The organism is Streptomyces sp. NRRL F-525 (assembly GCF_000716605.1).
Lineage (GTDB): Bacteria > Actinomycetota > Actinomycetes > Streptomycetales > Streptomycetaceae > Streptomyces.
The window spans coordinates 186611-204372 of the sequence record NZ_JNXE01000011.1 but is presented as its reverse complement, the minus strand read 5'-3'; the positions used below and the strand labels follow the sequence as shown (position 1 = coordinate 204372).

At 69.9% G+C, this 17762-nt stretch carries 17 protein-coding genes; 1 reads left to right on the top strand and 16 read right to left on the bottom strand.

Annotation, left to right across the window (positions count from 1 at the left end):
• Positions 1 to 115 precede the first annotated feature (115 nt).
• On the top strand, positions 116 to 913 hold the full coding sequence (locus tag OO69_RS18420) for a tyrosine-protein phosphatase (RefSeq protein ID WP_033281756.1): 798 nt from the start codon (positions 116 to 118) through the stop codon (positions 911 to 913).
• Between the two features lie 27 nt (positions 914 to 940).
• On the opposite strand, the gene OO69_RS18415 is transcribed toward OO69_RS18420, so the two are convergent.
• From OO69_RS18415 to OO69_RS18345, 16 genes are all read right to left on the bottom strand, one after another.
• Complete coding sequence (locus OO69_RS18415) at positions 941 to 1066, bottom strand: DUF6126 family protein (RefSeq protein ID WP_033281755.1); 126 nt, start codon at positions 1064 to 1066, stop codon at positions 941 to 943.
• Positions 1063 to 1695 (bottom strand): helix-turn-helix domain-containing protein, encoded by a 633-nt coding sequence (locus OO69_RS18410; protein ID WP_033281754.1) that lies wholly within the window; start codon positions 1693 to 1695, stop codon positions 1063 to 1065. The genes OO69_RS18415 and OO69_RS18410 overlap by 4 nt, the downstream gene beginning before the upstream one ends.
• Before the next feature lie 112 nt (positions 1696 to 1807).
• On the bottom strand, positions 1808 to 3193 hold the full coding sequence (locus OO69_RS18405) for an aspartate aminotransferase family protein (RefSeq protein WP_033281753.1): 1386 nt from the start codon (positions 3191 to 3193) through the stop codon (positions 1808 to 1810).
• Complete coding sequence (gene dxs / locus OO69_RS18400) at positions 3190 to 5097, bottom strand: 1-deoxy-D-xylulose-5-phosphate synthase (protein WP_033281752.1); 1908 nt, start codon at positions 5095 to 5097, stop codon at positions 3190 to 3192. Before dxs ends, OO69_RS18405 begins: the two co-directional genes overlap by 4 nt.
• A 27-nt stretch (positions 5098 to 5124) precedes the next feature.
• On the bottom strand, positions 5125 to 6282 hold the full coding sequence (ispG, locus tag OO69_RS18395; RefSeq protein ID WP_033281751.1) for a flavodoxin-dependent (E)-4-hydroxy-3-methylbut-2-enyl-diphosphate synthase: 1158 nt from the start codon (positions 6280 to 6282) through the stop codon (positions 5125 to 5127).
• 4 nt (positions 6283 to 6286) lie between these two features.
• Positions 6287 to 7309 (bottom strand): adenosyl-hopene transferase HpnH, encoded by a 1023-nt coding sequence (hpnH, locus tag OO69_RS18390; RefSeq protein ID WP_033281750.1) that lies wholly within the window; start codon positions 7307 to 7309, stop codon positions 6287 to 6289.
• Positions 7310 to 7314: 5 nt separating this feature from the next.
• Complete coding sequence (locus OO69_RS18385; RefSeq protein ID WP_033281749.1) at positions 7315 to 7956, bottom strand: 1-hydroxy-2-methyl-2-butenyl 4-diphosphate reductase; 642 nt, start codon at positions 7954 to 7956, stop codon at positions 7315 to 7317.
• The gene (gene shc, locus OO69_RS18380) at positions 7956 to 9962 is read right to left on the bottom strand and encodes a squalene--hopene cyclase (RefSeq protein ID WP_033281748.1); all 2007 of its coding nucleotides are present in this window, start codon (positions 9960 to 9962) and stop codon (positions 7956 to 7958) included. Before shc ends, OO69_RS18385 begins: the two co-directional genes overlap by 1 nt.
• 112 nt (positions 9963 to 10074) lie before the next feature.
• A complete protein-coding gene (locus OO69_RS18375) occupies positions 10075 to 11142 on the bottom strand; it encodes a polyprenyl synthetase family protein (RefSeq protein ID WP_033281747.1) in 1068 nt (355 codons plus the stop codon).
• A gap of 62 nt (positions 11143 to 11204) precedes the next feature.
• Entirely contained in the window at positions 11205 to 12635 is a 1431-nt protein-coding gene (gene hpnE / locus OO69_RS18370) for a hydroxysqualene dehydroxylase HpnE (protein WP_051801091.1), read from the bottom strand.
• Positions 12632 to 12772: a DUF6380 family protein gene (locus OO69_RS53870; RefSeq protein ID WP_405846277.1), complete on the bottom strand. Its 141-nt coding sequence runs from the start codon at positions 12770 to 12772 to the stop codon at positions 12632 to 12634. The genes hpnE and OO69_RS53870 overlap by 4 nt, the downstream gene beginning before the upstream one ends.
• Positions 12772 to 13722: a presqualene diphosphate synthase HpnD gene (gene hpnD / locus OO69_RS18365; protein WP_033281746.1), complete on the bottom strand. Its 951-nt coding sequence runs from the start codon at positions 13720 to 13722 to the stop codon at positions 12772 to 12774. The genes OO69_RS53870 and hpnD overlap by 1 nt, the downstream gene beginning before the upstream one ends.
• On the bottom strand, positions 13719 to 14621 hold the full coding sequence (gene hpnC / locus OO69_RS18360) for a squalene synthase HpnC (protein ID WP_033281745.1): 903 nt from the start codon (positions 14619 to 14621) through the stop codon (positions 13719 to 13721). The genes hpnD and hpnC overlap by 4 nt, the downstream gene beginning before the upstream one ends.
• Positions 14622 to 15020: 399 nt before the next feature.
• Complete coding sequence (locus OO69_RS18355; RefSeq protein ID WP_199810975.1) at positions 15021 to 15812, bottom strand: ABC transporter ATP-binding protein; 792 nt, start codon at positions 15810 to 15812, stop codon at positions 15021 to 15023.
• Positions 15805 to 16734, bottom strand: coding sequence for an ABC transporter permease (locus tag OO69_RS18350; protein ID WP_033281744.1), 930 nt, complete (start codon positions 16732 to 16734; stop codon positions 15805 to 15807). The genes OO69_RS18355 and OO69_RS18350 overlap by 8 nt, the downstream gene beginning before the upstream one ends.
• Before the next feature lie 152 nt (positions 16735 to 16886).
• A complete protein-coding gene (locus OO69_RS18345) occupies positions 16887 to 17759 on the bottom strand; it encodes a glycosyltransferase family 2 protein (RefSeq protein WP_033281743.1) in 873 nt (290 codons plus the stop codon).
• Positions 17760 to 17762 lie beyond the last annotated feature (3 nt).

The window sequence follows — 17762 nt, the reverse complement described above, 5'->3', positions numbered from 1 at the left end:
CGGGGCCTGCGAGGCAACGCCTGTGGACAACTGATGGCCTGTGGATTCGATGTCGTATCGTCGGAAGCGTGCCCGCCGGTGAGCCGCGCCGTCGGGCCGAGTGGGAGGAGTCCTCGTGACGCAGCAGATTCCGTCGACCGAGCCGGAGTTGTCCGGAGTGCGCAATTTCCGGGACGTGGGCGGACTTCCGACGGTGGACGGACGGCGGGTGCGGCAGGGGGTGCTGTTCCGCAGCGGCCATCTCGCGCACGCGACCGAGGAGGACGCCGCGTTCCTCGGCTCGCTGGGCCTGCACACGATCTTCGACTTCCGCAACGCGTCGGACCAGAAGCTGGAGGGTCCCGACGTCGAGCTGCCCGGTGTGCGCAACGTGAATCTGCCGCTGTCGGACCCGGCGGACGGCTCCGAGTTCTGGAAGATGGTCCGCGACGGCGAGATAGATCAACTGCGCGGGATCCTCGGCGGCGACAAGGGCGCGAACCGGATGATCGCCTCGTACCGCACGATCGTCAAGGAGCGCACCGCCGAGCACTCCCAGGTGCTGCACGCACTCGCGGAGGACAGCGTTCCCGCGCTGATGCACTGCGCGGCGGGCAAGGACCGCGCGGGCCTGTCGATAGCCGTGACGCTGCTCGCCGTGGGCGTGGAGCGCGAGGCGATCGTGACCGACTACCTGGAGTCGAACGCGAAGCACCGCCGCTACAAGGTGCGCCGCAGCGGCTCCGCCGCCTCGGCCTACTCCCCCGAGGTGATGGAGCTCCTCAGCCCCCTCTTCGACGCCCGCGCCGAGTATCTGACGGCGGCCTTCGAGACCGTCGAGGAGACCTGGGGCAGCGTCGACGCGTACCTGGAACAGGGACTGGGGATCACCCCGGAGATCCGGGAGCGGCTGCGCGAGCGCCTGCTCGACTGAAGCGGCTGAACTCGCCGCCGCGGCGGGCTACTTGGCGCCCACGGAGAACAGCAGGTAGATGAAGCCCGCGAAGACGTGGCCGACGGCGATGTAGATGATGAGCCGCACCCACAGGGCGCGGGGGAACTTGTCCTCGATGTTGTTGCCGCTCATGGCGTCTCTCCGGTGATCGGGCCCAGGCACAGGGTGGCCGTGGGGCTCTGCAGCAGGGTGTGGACGAACAGGACCTCGACGCCGTCCTCGTCGGCGGCGGCGAGGCGGTGCGGGGTCAGCGAGTCGAAGTGCGCGCTGTCGCCCGGCGCGAGGATGTGCGCGGTGTCGCCGAGGCGCAGCCGCAGCCGGCCCGTGAGGACGTACAGCCACTCCTCGCCGGGGTGCACGCGCACGATGTCACCCTGGGAGCCGTGCGGGATGCGCACGCGCAGCGACTGCATCCCGCGGCCGGGGGCGCCCGCCTGCCAGTAGGTCCAGCCGCCCGCCCGGGTCGGTTCCATGTCGGCGGCGCGGACCACGGCCTCCCGGTCGGTGACCGTCTCGCCGAGCAGATCCGAGACTGTCGTACCGTAGATGCGGGCCAGCGCGAGCAGCATCGGCAGCGAGGGCTGGCGCTGCCCGGTCTCCAGACGGGAGAGATGGGCGGGCGAGAGCCCGGCCGAGCGGGCGGCCGCCTCCAGGGTGAGGGAGGCGCGGCGGCGCAGGGCCCGGAGCTGTGGTGCGACGGTGGCCGGCAGGTCTTCGACCGGCCCGGCCGACGGTTCCGGCTCGGTCTCGGGAGAGCTCATGCTCTCCATTCAGCCGCAGGCTTGCCCCCGAGGCAAATCCCTTGCCTCAGAGGCAAAAATCCGCAGCACCCACCCACGGCGCCCGGCAGAGACCCCTACCGGTTGGCCACCGCTACCGGTTCGCCACCGCCTGCTTCACCAGCGTCTTGCTGAAGTCCCACATCAGCCCGCCACCACTGTGCGCGTCGTCCATCACGGCGGTGAACGCGTCCACGAACCGGTCCACCTCCCGCTCGCCGATGATCAGCGGCGGGATCAGCTTGATGACCTCCAGGTGGTCGCCGGAGACCTGGGTGAGGATCCGGTGCCGCTGCAACAACGGCACGACCACCATCTGCGCGAACAGCCCCTTGCGCGCGGCCTGCAGCATCGCCCAACGGCTGCGCAGCTTCAACGACTTGGGCCTGCCGAACTCGATGCCGATCATCAGCCCCCGGCCGCGGACGTCGGCGAGCAGCTCGTACTTGTCGACCAGCGCGGCGAGCCTGGACCTCAACTGGTCCCCGGTGGCACGGGCGTTGGCGACGATCTGCTCGTTCTCCATGACCGACAGCACGGCGAGCCCGGCCGCCATGGCCTGGGCGTTGGCCCCGAAGCTCGCCGAGTGGACCAGCACGCGGTCCATGGACGAGTAGACCTTCTTGAAGATCCAGTCCTTGCCGATGGTGGCACCGACCGGCACATAGCCGCCGGACAACGCCTTGGCCACGCACACCAAGTCCGGTTCCACGCCCTCCTCGTGCTGGTAGGCGTAGAAGTCACCGGTCCGGCCGAGGCCGGTCTGCACCTCGTCGGCGATGAGCAACGCCTTGTGCTGGTGCAGGAGTTCCTGCGCGGCGCGCAGATAGCCGGGCGGGGCCTCGTGGACGCCCTTGCCCTGGATCGGCTCGACGACGAGGGCGGCGACGTCGCCCTTCTTCAACTCCCGTGCCAGGGCGTCGAGATCGCCGAGCGGCACGGCCGTGTCCGGCAGCAGCGGGGCGAAGCCGTCCCGGAAGCCGTCCTCGCCGTTGACCGAGAGCGAGCCGGTGGTCAGGCCGTGGAAGGCGTGGTCGCAGTACAGGACGCGGGGTTTCCCGGTGGCGTAGCGGGCGAACTTGAGCGCGGTCTCGACCGCCTCCGTACCGCTGTTACCGAAGAACACCCGGTCCAAGTGCGGGCTGTGGGTGAGGAGTTGCTCGGCGAGCAGACCGGGCAGCGGCTGGCAGTCGAAGCGGGTGAGGTCGGCGAGCTGGGCGTCGAGGACGTCGTGCACCGCCTTGCGGACGACGGGGTGGTGGCGCCCCAGGCCCATCACCCCGAACCCGGCGAGCATGTCCAGGTAGTCGTTGCCGTCCGCGTCCCAGAAGTAGGCGCCCTCGCCCCGCTCGTAGACCTTGTCGAAGCCGATGGTGTGCAGCATGCGCGGGAGCTGGTGGTTGAGGTACTTGGCGTGCAGCTCGTAGCGCTCGGCTCCGCGCTCGGCCAGCAGCGCGGTGAGGTCGAACTCCTTGGTCATTCGGGTTTCTCCTTGGCTGTGCCGGCGTTCGTGTCCTTGACCGCCAGGCTTGCGCTGATCCGTCCGGCGACCTCGACGGGTGTGAGGCCGATGTCAGCGAGCACCTCCCCGCGTTTGGCGTGCGCGAGGAACTGCTCCGGGATGCCGAACCGCCGTACGGGGACGTCGACTTCGGCGTCCCCGAGCGCCAGCGCCACGGCGGCGCCGACGCCGGAGGCACGGCTGTTGTCCTCTACGACGGCCACCAACCGGTGCTCCGCGGCGAGGCCCGGAAGCGCCGGGTCGACGGGTTTGACCCAACGGGGGTCCACGACCGTGCAGTTGATGCCCCGCGCTTCGAGGAGTTCGGCGGCCTGGAGGCAGACCGGCGCCATCACGCCCACCGCGACGAGCAGCACCTCGGGGGTCTCGGCGCCCCGGTGCAGGACGTCGAGGCCGCCCACGCGGTCGATCGCCGGGATCTCCGGTCCGACCGACTCCTTCGGGAAGCGGACGAGGGTCGGCGCGTCGTCGACGGCGACCGCTTCCCGTAGCTGCGCCCGGAGTTGGTCGGCGTCACGCGGCGCTGCGATGCGCAGCCCCGGCACCACCTGGAGGATGGACATGTCCCACATGCCGTTGTGTGACGCTCCGTCAACTCCCGTCACCCCGGCGCGGTCCAGGACGAACGTCACCCCGCAGCGGTGCAGTGCCACGTCCATCAGGAGCTGGTCGAAGGCGCGGTTGAGGAAGGTGGCGTAGACGGCGACGACGGGATGGAGCCCGCCGGTCGCGAGGCCCGCCGCCGACACCGCCGCGTGCTGTTCTGCGATGCCGACGTCCCAGACCCGGTCGGGGAACTTCGCGGCGAACTTGCCGAGGCCGACGGGGTCCAGCATGGCGGCCGTGATGGCCACGACGTCGTCGCGTTCCTCCCCGATGCGCAGGATCTCGTCGCCGAACACGCTGGTCCAGGAAGGGCCGTTGGAGGGGGCGAGGGGTGCGCAGGTGAGCGGGTCCATCACGCCGACGGTGTGGAAGTGGTCCTCCTCGTGGGCGAGGGCGGGTTCGTAGCCGCGGCCCTTCTCCGTGAGGCAGTGGACGAGGACCGGGCCGTGGAAGCGTTTCGCGCGGCGCAGCGCGGACTCGACGGCGCCGATGTCGTGTCCGTCGATCGGGCCGACGTACTTGAGACCCAAGTCCTCGAACATGCCCTGCGGGGCGAACGCGTCCTTGAAGCCCTTCTTCGCGCCGTGCAGCGACTCGTAGATGGTGTTGCCGACGACCGGGGTGCGCAGCAGGACGCTCTTGCCCCAGGCGAGGACCTGCTCGTAGCTGTCGGTCGTGCGCAGGGTGGCCAGGTGGTTGGCGAGGCCGCCGATGGTGGGCGAGTAGGACCGCTCGTTGTCGTTGACGACGATGATCAGCGGCCGGTCCTTGGCGGCGGCGATGTTGTTCAGCGCCTCCCACGCCATGCCGCCGGTGAGCGCGCCGTCGCCGATGACCGCGACGACATGGCCCTTCTCGCCCTGTACCTGGCGGGCCTTGGCGAGGCCGTCGGCCCAGCCGAGCGCGGTGGAGGCGTGGCTGTTCTCGATGACGTCGTGCTCGGACTCCTCGCGCGAGGGGTAGCCGGACAGGCCGCCCTTGCCGCGCAGCTTCGAGAAGTCCTGACGGCCCGTCAGGATCTTGTGTACGTAGCTCTGGTGACCCGTGTCCCAGAGGATGCGGTCGGTCGGGGACTCGAAGACCCGGTGCAGCGCGATGGTCAGTTCCACCACGCCCAGATTGGGCCCGAGGTGTCCGCCGGTCCTGGCCACCGCGTGGACCAGGAACTCCCTTATCTCTTCGGACAGTTCGCCGAGTTCCGCCTCGGACAGCGACTTCAGGTCGCGTGGTTGCCGGATGCTCTCCAGGATCGTCACGTCGGGCCCCCTTCGGTCCGTGCTGTTTCAGCTCACGGTGACGGCCGGCTCCCCCGCCGCGACGCCGTCCTGCTCCATCTGTTCGGCGATCTTCATCGCCTCCTCGATGAGGGTCTCCACGATCTTCGACTCGGGCACGGTCTTGATGACCTCACCCTTGACGAAGATCTGCCCCTTGCCGTTGCCGGAGGCGACCCCGAGGTCCGCCTCCCGCGCCTCACCGGGGCCGTTCACGACGCAGCCCATGACCGCGACGCGCAACGGCACCTCCATGCCCTCAAGCCCGGCCGTGACCTCGTCGGCGAGCTTGTAGACGTCCACCTGGGCGCGCCCGCAGGACGGGCACGACACGATCTCCAGCCGGCGGGGCTTGAGGTTCAGCGACTCCAGGATCTGGAGGCCGACCTTGACCTCCTCCACCGGCGGGGCGGACAGCGACACCCGGATCGTGTCGCCGATGCCCTCGCTGAGCAGCGCCCCGAAGGCGACCGCCGACTTGATCGTGCCCTGGAAGGCGGGCCCGGCCTCGGTGACCCCGAGGTGCAGCGGATAGTCGCTCTGCGCGGCCAGCAGCCGGTAGGCGTTGACCATCACCACGGGGTCGTTGTGCTTGACGGAGATCTTGATGTCGCGGAAGCCGTGCTCCTCGAAGAGGGACGCCTCCCACAGCGCCGACTCGACGAGCGCCTCGGGCGTCGCCTTGCCGTACTTCTGGAGCAACCGCCGGTCCAGGGAACCGGCGTTGACCCCGATCCGGATCGGCGTGCCGTGGTCCGTCGCGGCCCGCGCGATCTCCTTGACCTTGTCGTCGAACTGCTTGATGTTGCCGGGATTGACGCGAACTGCCGCACACCCGGCCTCGATTGCGGCGAAGACGTACTTGGGCTGGAAGTGGATGTCCGCGATCACCGGGATCTGCGACTTGCGCGCGATCGTCGCCAACGCATCCGCGTCGTCCTGCGTGGGGCAGGCGACGCGGACGATCTGGCAGCCGGACGCGGTGAGTTCGGCGATCTGCTGGAGGGTGGCGCCGATGTCCGACGTACGCGTCGTCGTCATCGACTGGACCGAGACGGGGGCCCCGCCCCCGACCGCCACCGATCCGACCTGGATCTGCCGCGACACACGTCGCGCGGCGATCGGCCGGACCGGCATCTCGGGGACGCCCAGGGACACTGCGGTCATGGCGTCAGTCGCGGTTTCCGGCGACGGTCTCGCGCATGGCCCGCAGGGACTCCTTGAGGGAGCCCATGGTGGCGAGGACGGCGGTGGGCTCGTAGCCGCAGTGCGCCATGCAGTTGGCGCAGCGCGGGTCCTTGCCGCGGCCGTACTTGTCCCAGTCGGTGTCCTCGATCAGCTCGCGGTACGTGGGCACGTACCCGTCGCTCATCAGGTAGCAGGGGCGCTGCCAGCCGAAGAGCGAGTAGTTCGGGATCGCCCAGGCCGTGCACGGGAAGTCGACCTTGCCCTCCAGGAAGTCCAGGAAGAGCGGCGAGTGGTTCAGCCGCCACTTGCGCCGGTTGCCGCCCGCGAAGGCCTTCTTGAACAGCTCGTGGGTCTGCGCGACGCCCAGGAAGTGCTCCTGGTCGGGCGCCTTCTCGTAGGCGTAGGCGGGCGAGATCATCATCTCGTCGACCTTGATGTCGTCGTTGAGGAAGTTCAGGACCTCGATGATGGTCTGCGGGGTGTCCGTGTTGAAGAACGTCGAGTTCGTGGTGACCCGGAAGCCGCGCTTCTTGGCCTCCTTCATCGCCTCCACCGCCTCGTCGAACACACCCTCCTTCGCGACGGACTCGTCGTGCCGCTCGCGCAGCCCGTCGATGTGCACCGCGAACGCGAAGTACGGCGAGGGCGTGAACTTGTCGAGCTTCTTGCGGAGCAGCATCGCGTTGGTGCAGAGGAAGACGTATTTCTTCTTCGCCACCAACTGCCGCACGATCTCGTCGATCTGAGGGTGCATCAGGGGCTCGCCGCCCGCGATGGACACCATCGGCGCACCGGACTCGAGCACCGCTCCGACGGCCTGGGCCACCGGCATGCGCTGCTTGAGCACGCCCGCCGGGTGCTGGATCTTGCCGCAGCCCTCGCACTTCAGGTTGCATGCGAAGAGAGGTTCCAGCTCCACGATCAGGGGGAACTTGTCCCTCTTGCGGAGCTTCTGTTCAGCCAAGTATGTAGCGACCTTGATTGTCTGGCGCAGCGGCATGGCCATCTGGCTCACCTCCGAGGGAGCAGCAAAGAACGGTGCCATTCGAAAAAAGCGGGAAGAACGGATCGAAGAACGCGGAAAGCCGATATTCCACCGCGCACCGTGCCGATCCGGACGAGTTCATGTTCAGGAGCGTCCACGACCACCCGTACGGCCGCAACCGGGCGCGCGCCCGTACGCACGGCGCTCAGCAGCGTGGCCGCCGATTCCATGTCGACCGCGATCGCGCCGGTCGCGAGCAGATCCGACCGTTCCTGACCGCGGACGATGTGATCGGAACCGGTCAGGGGGCCGGTGTGGACGGTGCGGCCGGGCAGGGCCCGCACCAGTTCCTTGACGAGCAGCTCGGTACCGACGCACGGAACGGTTCCGCGCGCCTCCCTGGTCTCCTCGGCGACCACGAGGTCGCCGGGGTGCATACCGGGGGCGAGTCCGGCGCAGAAGCCGGTGGCCAGTACGGCGGCCCCGGCCAGCGCCGGCTCGGCGAGACGCCGGGTGACGGCCTCCTCGGCCGCCTGGGGCCCCATCCCGGTCCTGAGGAAGGTGACCGGTCCGTCGGCGCCGGAGCGGTCGCCCGCGCGCAGGGCGAGGCGCTCGATGCCGAGCGCGCAGGCGATCAGCAGCGGCGGTCCGGCGGACTGTCTGCCCATCAGCCCCCCTTGGCCGGGGAGAACGGGGTCTGGGAGAACGGTTCTCCGTGCACGTAGCGCCCGAGCGCGGTGAGCGGGAAGACCTGCCGGTAGAGGTGGTAGTTGATGGAGAAGTCCCACGGGAAGCCCGTGCCGGTGAAGTAGGGCTCGTCCCAGGACCCGTCCTCCCGCTGGGTCGCCGCGAGCCACTCGATGCCGCGTTCTACGGCCTTGGAGTCGCGCTCCCCCGCCGCGAGCAGGGCCATCAGCGCCCAGGCCGTCTGCGAGGCGGTGGAGGCGCCCCGGCCGCTCCATTCCTTGGCGTACTTGTAGGAGCGCAGGTCCTCGCCCCAGCCGCCGTCGTCGTTCTGCACGGTCTCCAGCCAGGTGACCGCGCGCCGGATCGCGGGGTGCGAGCCGGGGATCCCGGCGGCGGCGAGGGCGGGCACCACCGACCCTGTGCCGTATACGTAGTTGACGCCCCAGCGGCCGAACCACGAGCCGTCCGCCTCCTGTTCGGCGAGCAGCCACTCGATGCCGCGCCGGGTGCGCGGGTCGTGGGCGAGGCCCTCGACGGCGAGCATCTCGACGACGTGCGCGGTGACGTCCGCCGACGGCGGGTCGATCACCTCGCCGAAGTCGCAGAACGGCAGCCGGTTGGGGAAGGGGCTGGTGTTGTCGACGTCGAAGGCGCCCCAACCGCCGTTCTTCGACTGCATTCCGAGGTTCCAGCGGACCGCGCGTCCGGCGGCCCGGTCGAGCCGTTCCGGGTCGTGATGTCTGACCCGGCGCAGCGCGAGCACGACCTCGGCGGTGTCGTCGATGTCGGGGTAGTTGTCGTTGTGGAACTCGAACGCCCAGCCGCCGGGCGGCAGTTGGGGGCGCTTGACCGCCCAGTCGCCGGGGCGGACGATCTCCTCCCCGAGCATCCAGTCGGCGGCCTTGACCAGTTGGGGGTGGTCGGCCGGCACGCCCGCGTCGGCGAGCGCGATGGTCGCGAGGCAGGTGTCCCACACCGGGGACTGGCAGGCCTCGATCATCCGGGCCCCGTCCTCGCGCCAGACCGCGAACCGGTCCAGCGACTCAAGTCCCGCGCGCATCACGGGGTGTTCGAGGTCGTAGCCCAGCAGGTGCAGGGCGATCACCGAGTACACGGCCGGCGGCTGGATGCCGCCCCAGCAGCCGTCGTTCTCCTGCCGCTCGATGATCCAGCGCGCCGCAGATTTCATCGCGGACCCGCGCAGCTTGCGCGGAGCCACCTTGCGGTAGAGGTGCAGCGCCTTGTCGAGCCGTTGGAAGGCGCCGTCCCAACTCGCCACCCGGGCAAGGGGCTTGACCGGGTTCGGGTTGTCCGCGTCGGTGTGCAGCTCGTCGAGCGGGAAGGGCGCGGGCCGTACCGGCCGCTTCGCGGAGACGACGGTGAGCGGCACGATGGTCTGCCGGGCCCAGCATCCGAAGTCGTAGATGTTGAGCGGTACCCAGGTCGGGAAGTACAGGAGTTCCGGCGGGAGTTCGGGCAGGTCGTCCCACTTCCACCAGCCGAACAGCGCGAGCCAGATCCGGGTGAAGACGCGGGCCGCGGCGATCCCGCCCCGCTCGCGGACCCACGCGGACGCCTTCGCCATGTGCGGGGCGTCCGGCGCGTCCCCGGCCAGGCGGAGCGCGACGTACGCCTCGATGGTGGTGGAGAGTTCACCGGGTCCGCCGTAGAAGCTGGCCCAGGTGCCGTCCTCGCGCTGCTCGCCGCGGATGAAGAGTGCGGCGGCCTGGGTCGTCGACTCGTCGCGGATGCCCAGGAACTGACGGAGCAGCAGATCCTCGGCGTCCATCGTGACGTTCGTCTCGAGGTCGCCCTTCCACCAGCCCTGGGCGTCCTGCTGCGAGAGGAGGAAGTCGGTGGCGCGTTGTACGGCGTGTGCGGCGGCGTCGTGCACCCCGGCCGCCACGGGGGTGTTGATGTCGGTTTCGCTGGCCGCGGCAACACGGGGAGGCATGGCCCCGGTGCTTCCGTCGGTCGTCGCTGTCATGGCTTCCCCTTCGTGCAGTGGCATGTCTCTGCTGTGGGTCCGCCGTCGGCCGGTACTCGTTCGTTCGCAGCACCGGCCGGCGACTACGCGAGGGCTATTCGACCGATAGTGATCATCTCTTTCGTACGACGACGAAGTCGGCGAGCGCCGTGAACTGCGCCCGAACCCGGTCGGGCATGTCGATGGCGTCGAGGACCTCGATGGCGATGGTGTGCTGACGGCGTGCCTCTTCGGCGGTCCACTCGCGGCCGCCGGCCTCCTCGATGAGCGCGGCGCGGGCCGCGAACTCCTCCTCGGAGAAGTTCTCGAAGTCGCTGCTCTTGGCGTCGGCGGCGAGGATCTCGCCGAGCCGCTCGGAGGCGGGTCCGCCCGCCGCGAGCGCCGCCACCACGGGCAGGGACTTCTTGCGCTGGCGCAGATCGCTCCAGGTCTGCTTCCCGGTGGACTCCGGGTCGCCCCAGATGCCGAGGAGGTCGTCGACGGCCTGGAAGGCCAGGCCGAGGTGGTGGCCGTACTTCTCCAGGACGTCGGCGGTGCGGTCGTCCGCACCGCCGAGCACGGCCCCGATGGAGGAGGCGCAGGCGAGCAGGGCTCCGGTCTTGTTGCCCTCCATCTCCAGGCACTCCTCCACGCTGACGCGGTCGCGGTGCTCGTAGGAGATGTCCTGCGCCTGGCCGTCGATGAGGGCGCGGGTCGCGGTGGTCAGACGGCGGGTGGCGCGGCCGGCCTCGACGGTGCCGAGCTCCAGCAGCACCTCGTTGGCCAGCGCGAACAGGGCGTCGCCGACGAGGATGGCCTGGGAGGGGCCGTGCACCTTCCAGACGGTGTCGCGGTGGCGGCGCTGCTCGTCGCCGTCCATCAGGTCGTCGTGCAGCAGCGAGAAGTTGTGGACCAGTTCGACGGCGACGGCGCCCGGGATGCCGGTCTCGGGCGAGGCGCCGGTGACCTCGGCGGAGAGCACGGCGAGCGCGGGGCGTACGGCCTTGCCGCCGTCGCCGTCCGCCGGGTTGCCCTCGGCGTCGATCCAGCCGAAGTGGTAGGCGGAAACGGTGTCCATGGGGGGAGCCAGACGGTCCACGGCCGCCCGCAGTACCGGTGTGGCAAGGGTCCGGCCGCGCTCCAGGAGCGCGGACACGTCCACCGCGTCGGCAGCCGTCTCGGCCGGGGGCACAGTGGGCACAGTCTCTCCTCTTGTCGCGCTACCGAAGGTGCGGGGGTCGCCTGCCGCCTGCTGATCGAGCATCACGCCGCCTCCTCGACTTCGAAGAGGTGACGGGGGCGGGGCCGGCCCAGGGCGGCGAGTGCGGCGTCCGCCGCGCTCACCCCACTGCGGACCGCACTCTCCATGGTCGCGGGCCACCCTGTGGCGGTCCACGCTCCGGCCAGGTACAGGCCGGGGGCCTTGGTGCGGGCGCCGGGCCGCAGCCGTCCGACGCCGGGGGCGGGAGCGAACGTCGCCGTACGCTCCCTGGTCACGAAGAAGTCCTTCACCTCGGCGCCGCGCGCACCGGGCAGCAGCCGCTCCAGCTCGGGCAGGTAGCGCTCGCGCAGCTCGGCCACGGGCGCGTCGATCTCGTCGTGCACGGCGGACTGGGACAGCGCCAGATACTGGCCGTCCTTCAGCCCGGACGCGTCGGTCCGGTCGAACACCCACTGCACCGGGGTGCCCAGCGCCGCGAAGAACGGCCGGGCGAGCACCTTGCGGTCGTAGACGACATGGACGTTCAGGATCGGCGCGGTGTCGATCGCGAGCAGTCGCCCGGGGTCGTCCAGGGCGCCGTCGGGCAGCAGATCGTGGGCCTCGCGCTGCGGTACGGCGAGCACGACGGTGTCGGCCTGAAGAGTCTCGCCGGGGCAGTGAACGCTCCACCGGCCGTTCTCGTCTGTAGAGATGGAGGTGACGCGTGTACGGACTTCGGTGCGCACGCCCGCGGAGTCGAGCGCCTTGCGCGCGAGCCGGTCGTGCAGTTCGCCCAGCGGGACGTGTGCCCAGCCGATGTCGGCCGCGCCCGGGTCGGAGAGCAGACCGGTCTTGAACACCATCGCGGCCAGGGCGAGCGAGGAGTCGCCCGCGACCGCGTTGAGGGTGGCGACCCCGACCAGGTCCCACAGTGCCTCGACGGCACGCGCCGACTGACCGTGCGCGGTCAGCCAGCTGCCGAAGTTCTGCGCGTCCAGGGCCGGATCGGCGAGGTCGAGTCCCTTGAGCGCGAGCGCGGCACGTCCTACTTTGGCGCGCTCCGCGAACGAGAGATGCGGGTACGTCGCGAGGCTGCGCCCCAGATGCAGCGGCACGGGCAGCGCGTCGCGCCGCAGCCTGCCGAGGCGGCGCCCCTCAGGGCGGTTCACGTCGAGTACGGGCACGTCGAGACGATCCTGCAGGGGAGCCAGCGCCGCGCCCTCGATGCGGTCGAGGAACCAGCGGTAGGCGGTGCAGCAGCGCAGGTACACATGCTGGCCGTTGTCCACGGTGAGGTCGCCGCGCTGGAAGGAGAAGGCGAGTCCACCCAGGCGCGGGCGGCCTTCGAGCAGGGTGACGCGGACGCCGGCGTCGGCGAGCGCGAGCGCGGAGGTGATGCCGGCGAGTCCGCCGCCGATCACGACGGCATGCCGTCCGGCCGGTCCCGTCGCCGACTCGGCGGGCAGCCCTTCGGGCCCCGTCCCGTCGCTCATCGTGCACTCCCCCCTGCGCGCCCACCGAGGCACTCGAACCAGCCACGGCGGACCGTTGCAGTCAGGGACGCCGCTTCGCACCGGAGGGTTGCCTGCCGTTTTTCTCCGGTGGCGTCACCTTGGCCCACTTTGTCCATCAGGTGCGCCTCCTGAGGGTCCGCCGCGTGACGTGCCGGGTGTCGAGTCCGGACAGGCCGCGCACCGCGACGTAGGCCTTCTCGCGGCCGGGCAGGGAGACGCGGCCGCGCAGGACGGCCTCCGGCTCGCGCTCGATGCGGTCCAGGAGGCGGCGGTAGATGCCGGCCATCGCGGCGACACAGGCGCCGCTGCGGCGGTCGAGCATGGGGAGCAGCCGGTAGCCCTCGGCGAAGAGGGTGCGGGCCCGGCGCACCTCGAAGTGCACGAGACCCGCGAAGTCGGAGCCCTCGGGCGGCGTCGGTCCGTTGAACCCGGCCGAGCAGCCGAACTTCGCGAGGTCGTCGGCGGGGAGGTAGGTCCGGCCGTTCTCGGCGTCCTCGCGGACGTCCCTGAGGATGTTGGTGAGCTGGAGCGCGAGCCCCAGCGTGTCGGCGTACTCCGAGGCGCGTTCGACGCCGCGCGCGCCCGGCTCGGTGCCGAAGACGCCGAGCGAGAGCCGGCCGATCGCGCCCGCGACACACCGGCAGTAGACCTTCAGGTCGTCCCAGGTCTCGTAGGTCTCGCCGCGGACGTCCAGCAGGACGCCGTCGATGAGCTCGTCCAGGCCGTCGAGCGGGACCGGGAAGGCCTCGGCCGTGTGCGCGAGGGCGACCGCGACCGGGTCGGTGTCGTCCTCCTCGACCTTGCCCTCGCGGACCCGGGTGAGCAGCGCCCGGGTGTCCTCGAGACGGGCCGACTTCACGTCGGTCGGCAGTGCGCCGTCGCCGATGTCGTCGACGCGCCGGGAGAACGCGTAGAGCGCCGACATCGCGCGGCGCTTGGGCGTCGGCAGCAGTCTGATGCCGTACGCGAAGTTACGTGCCTGCTGACCGGTGACGGCCTCGCAGTAGCTGTAGGCGGCGAGTACCGGTGCGGACATGTGCGGTGCAGACTCCACGCTGCGGATCACCCCTCTCCTCGCAGAGTCACGCCCACCTCACGCAGCAACTGGATCTTGCCGGGCTTGGGCGGGCCGGGAAGTACGTCGTATTCAGCGGCGACGATCGCTCGGATCGCCGCCCTTCCCCCCGCCACGAACCCCGCGAGCAGCAGCTTCAGTCTGCCGTGGACGCTACCCACCAGGGGGGCGCCTTCATTCAGGAGATCGCGGGCGCGTTCTGCTTCGTATGCAACCAGTGCGCGCACCGATGCGCCCGCGGAGGGCGTGGCGAGATCCGCTTCCTGGACGTGAAAGCGCTTCATGTCCTGGGCGGGCAGGTAGATGCGGTCGTTGCCGAGGTCCTCGGCCACGTCCTGCAGGTGTTCGACGATCTGAAGTGCGGTGCAGATCGCGTCGGAGAGCCGGACCCGCTCGGGGGTCTCGGTGCCGGTGACGCCGAGGACCAGGCGGCCGACCGGGTTCGCGGACAGTTCGCAGTAGGCGAGGAGATCGTCGTAGGTCTCGTAGCGCGTGACGAGCTGGTCCTGGCGGTTCGCGGCGATCAGGCCGAGGAAGGGCTCGGGGGTCAGCGCGCACCGGCGGACGGTCGGCTGGAGGCGGCGCAGCAGGGGGTGGCCGGGGGTGCCGTCGAAGACGCGGTGCAGATCGGCCTCGAAGGCGTCGAGGAGGAGCAGGCGGTCCTCGGCGTCCGCGGGTGACACGCCGAGCAGGCGGGCGTCGGCGCCGCCGGGGGCCAGATCGCCGTCACCGATGTCGTCGACGAGGCGGGCGAATCCGTACACCGCCATGAGATCGGTGCGCCAGGCTCTGGGCAGGAAGAAAGGCGCCACGGGGAAGTTCTCACCCGCGGCCTTGTCGAGTGTGCCGCGCTCCGGATCACCGGTGCCGGCGGAGCCGGTTCCCGTCACCGCTCACTGCCAGGGGCGGGGACGGCGCATGCTTCGGTGAGCTGGGGAGTTTCCGTAGCCATTGCCGTCACATCTCCCGTTCTACACTGCCGACCCAATACACACTATTTCGGACACGCCGCCCAGTCGTCCGCACGGTTAGACGCAGGCTTACCCGCAGAAGGGTGTCGCGCATTATCGCCCCACTTGCCGCTATTCGGCACCGGTACAGCTTACGTTGTACAACGCAGCGAGCTTCCTCGGGGTGTCCTGCACATCACAACAACACACCGATTGGCGTCAAGATTCCTTGGGCCGGGCCGAGTTGACGTTTCCTTTGCAGACGCGGAGCCCCGCCGGAACAGTTCCGGCGGGGCTCTGGGAAGCGTTCTGGGCTTTTGCGCCCGCTATGCGCGGGGACTACTTGCCCGTGAACTTCTCGTACTCCTTGAGAACCTCGTCGGTCGGACCGTCCATCCGCAGTTCGCCGCGTTCCAGCCACAGCACCCGGTCGCAGGTGTCGCGGATCGACTTGTTGTTGTGACTGACGAGAAACACCGTGCCCGCGGACTTGCGCAGCTCGCGGATGCGCTCCTCGGAGCGGACCTGGAACTTGCGGTCGCCGGTGGCCAGCGCCTCGTCGATCATCAGGACGTCGTGGTCCTTCGCCGCCGCGATGGAGAAACGCAGCCGGGCCGCCATACCGGAGGAGTACGTGCGCATCGGGAGGGTGATGAAGTCGCCCTTCTCGTTGATGCCGGAGAAGTCGACGATCTCCTGGTAGCGCTCCCGGACCTGCTCGCGGGACATGCCCATGGCGAGCCCGCCCAGGATGACGTTGCGCTCGCCGGTGAGGTCGTTCATCAGAGCCGCGTTCACACCCAGCAGCGAAGGCTGGCCGTTCGTGTAGACCCGGCCCTTCTCGGCCGGGAGCAGGCCCGCGATGGCGCGCAGCAGGGTCGACTTGCCGGAGCCGTTCGAGCCGATGAGGCCGACGGCCTCGCCGCGGTAGGCGACGAAGGAGACGCCCTTGACGGCGTGCACCTTGCGCACCCCGCGCTCCTCGCCGCGCTTGACTATGCGGCTGAGGGCGGAGGTGGCGCTGCCCTTGCCGGTCTTGGCACCGTGCACGCGGTAGACGATGTGCAGCTCGTCCGCGATGACGGTGGGGACCAGATCCCGGGGGGTCTGCTCGACGTTCTGCTCAGCCACGGCCGTACCTCTCCTCCGCCTGCCAGAAGTACACGAAGCCGCCGGCGAACAGGACCACGGCCCAGAAGGCGGCGATGGCCCAGACGTGCGGCGGCAGGTTCGACGAGCCGTAGCCGTCGATGAGCGCGAAGCGCATCAGGTCCATGTAGATGGCCGCCGGGTTCACCTGCAGGATGCGGACGAACACCTCGGAGCGGCCCTCCATCATCGTGCTGATGGAGAACATGACGCCCGACGCGTACATCCAGGTGCGCAGCATGAACGGCATCAGCTGCGCGAGGTCCGGGGTCTTGGCGCCCATCCGCGCCACGATCAGCGCGAGCCCGGTGTTGAAGAGGAACTGCAGCACCAGGACCGGGACGATCAGCAGCCAGGACAGACTCGGGTAGCTGCCGAAGCCCACGACGATGATGAACAGCACGACCATCGAGAACAGCAGCTGCTGGAGCTGCTGGAGAGCGAAGGAGATCGGCAGCGAGGCGCGCGGGAAGTGCAGCGCGCGCACCAGGCCGAGGTTGCCGGAGATCGCGCGGACGCCCGCCATGATCGAGCTCTGCGTGAAGGTGAACACGAAGACGCCCGTGACCAGGAACGGGATGTACACGTCCCGGGACATGCCCCGGCTGGCCTTCAGGATGACGCCGAAGATGAAGAAGTACACGGCCGCGTTCAGCAGCGGTGTGGCCACCTGCCAGAGCTGGCCGAGCTTCGCCTGGCTGTACTGGGCCGTCAGCTTCGCCTGGGAGAAGGCGAGGATGAAGTGCCGGCGTCCCCAGAGCTGGCGGACGTACTCGGCGAGTCCGGGGCGGGCACCGCTCACCGTCAGCCCGTACTTGGCGGACAGCTGCGCCGCCGTGAGGCCTTCGTCGGGCGACGGACGCGGGCTCACCGCGACTCCGCCGTCATGCGTTGTCTCACTCAAGGGTGGATGCCTTCATTTTCGGATTCGTCTTACGACTGTCTTGCGTTCGTCTTACAGAATTGTGCTACAGGAACTGACACGTATCCGCCGCCGGATACGTTTCGAGGGGTCGGCCGCGCGTCCCGCGCGCGGTGACGCGCGCCCCGAGCTTGTCAGATGACCGGAGGACGGCCCAGCCGGGTCAGGCGCCACACCGTACGCCACCGCATGGGCCGGCGCGGACCGCACGGAGTGGTCCAGCCCTCCTTGAACCCGCCGAACCAGGCCTGCAGCGCCGGGCGCGAGGGGCGGCGCAGGAGGGTGAGCAGCAGCCATACCCCGAGGTAGACGGGGACGAGGGGGGTGGGGAGGTTGCGGCGGGCCAGCCAGACGCGGTTGCGGGCGACCATGCGGTGGTAGACCGCGTGCCGCGAAGGGGCGGTGGTCGGGTGGTACAGGACCATGTCGGACCGGTAGTCGATCATCCAGCCCGCATCGAGGGCCCGCCAGGCGAGGTCCGTCTCCTCATGGGCGTAGAAGAACTCGTCCGGGAGTCCGCCGACCTCGGCGAAGACCTTCGTGCGGACGGCGTTGGCGCCGCCGAGGAAGGTGGTGACCCGGGAGGAGCGCATCGGGTCGGAGGCGCGCAGGCGCGGGACGTGGCGGCGCTGGGTGACACCCGTCTCCGGGTCGGCGATGCGGAAGCTGATGATGCCGAGGCGGGGGTCGGCGGCGAAGGCCTGCCGGCACAGCTCGGCGGTGTCGTGCTGGGCGAGGAGCCCGTCGTCGTCGAGGAACATCACTATGTCGACCTCGCGACCGGCGGGCCCGAAGGCCTCCAGGCCGATGTTGCGGCCGCCGGGGATGCCGAGGTTCTCGGGCAGTTCTATGGTCCGGACGCCCGCGGGGACGTCCGGGACGGGCGAGCCGTTGCCGACGACCACCGCCTCGACCCGGTCGCCGTCCTGCTTGGCGACCGAGTCGAGCAGTGCCCGCAGTTCGTCGGGGCGGTTGCCCATGGTGATGATCACCGCGCCGACCTTCATGCC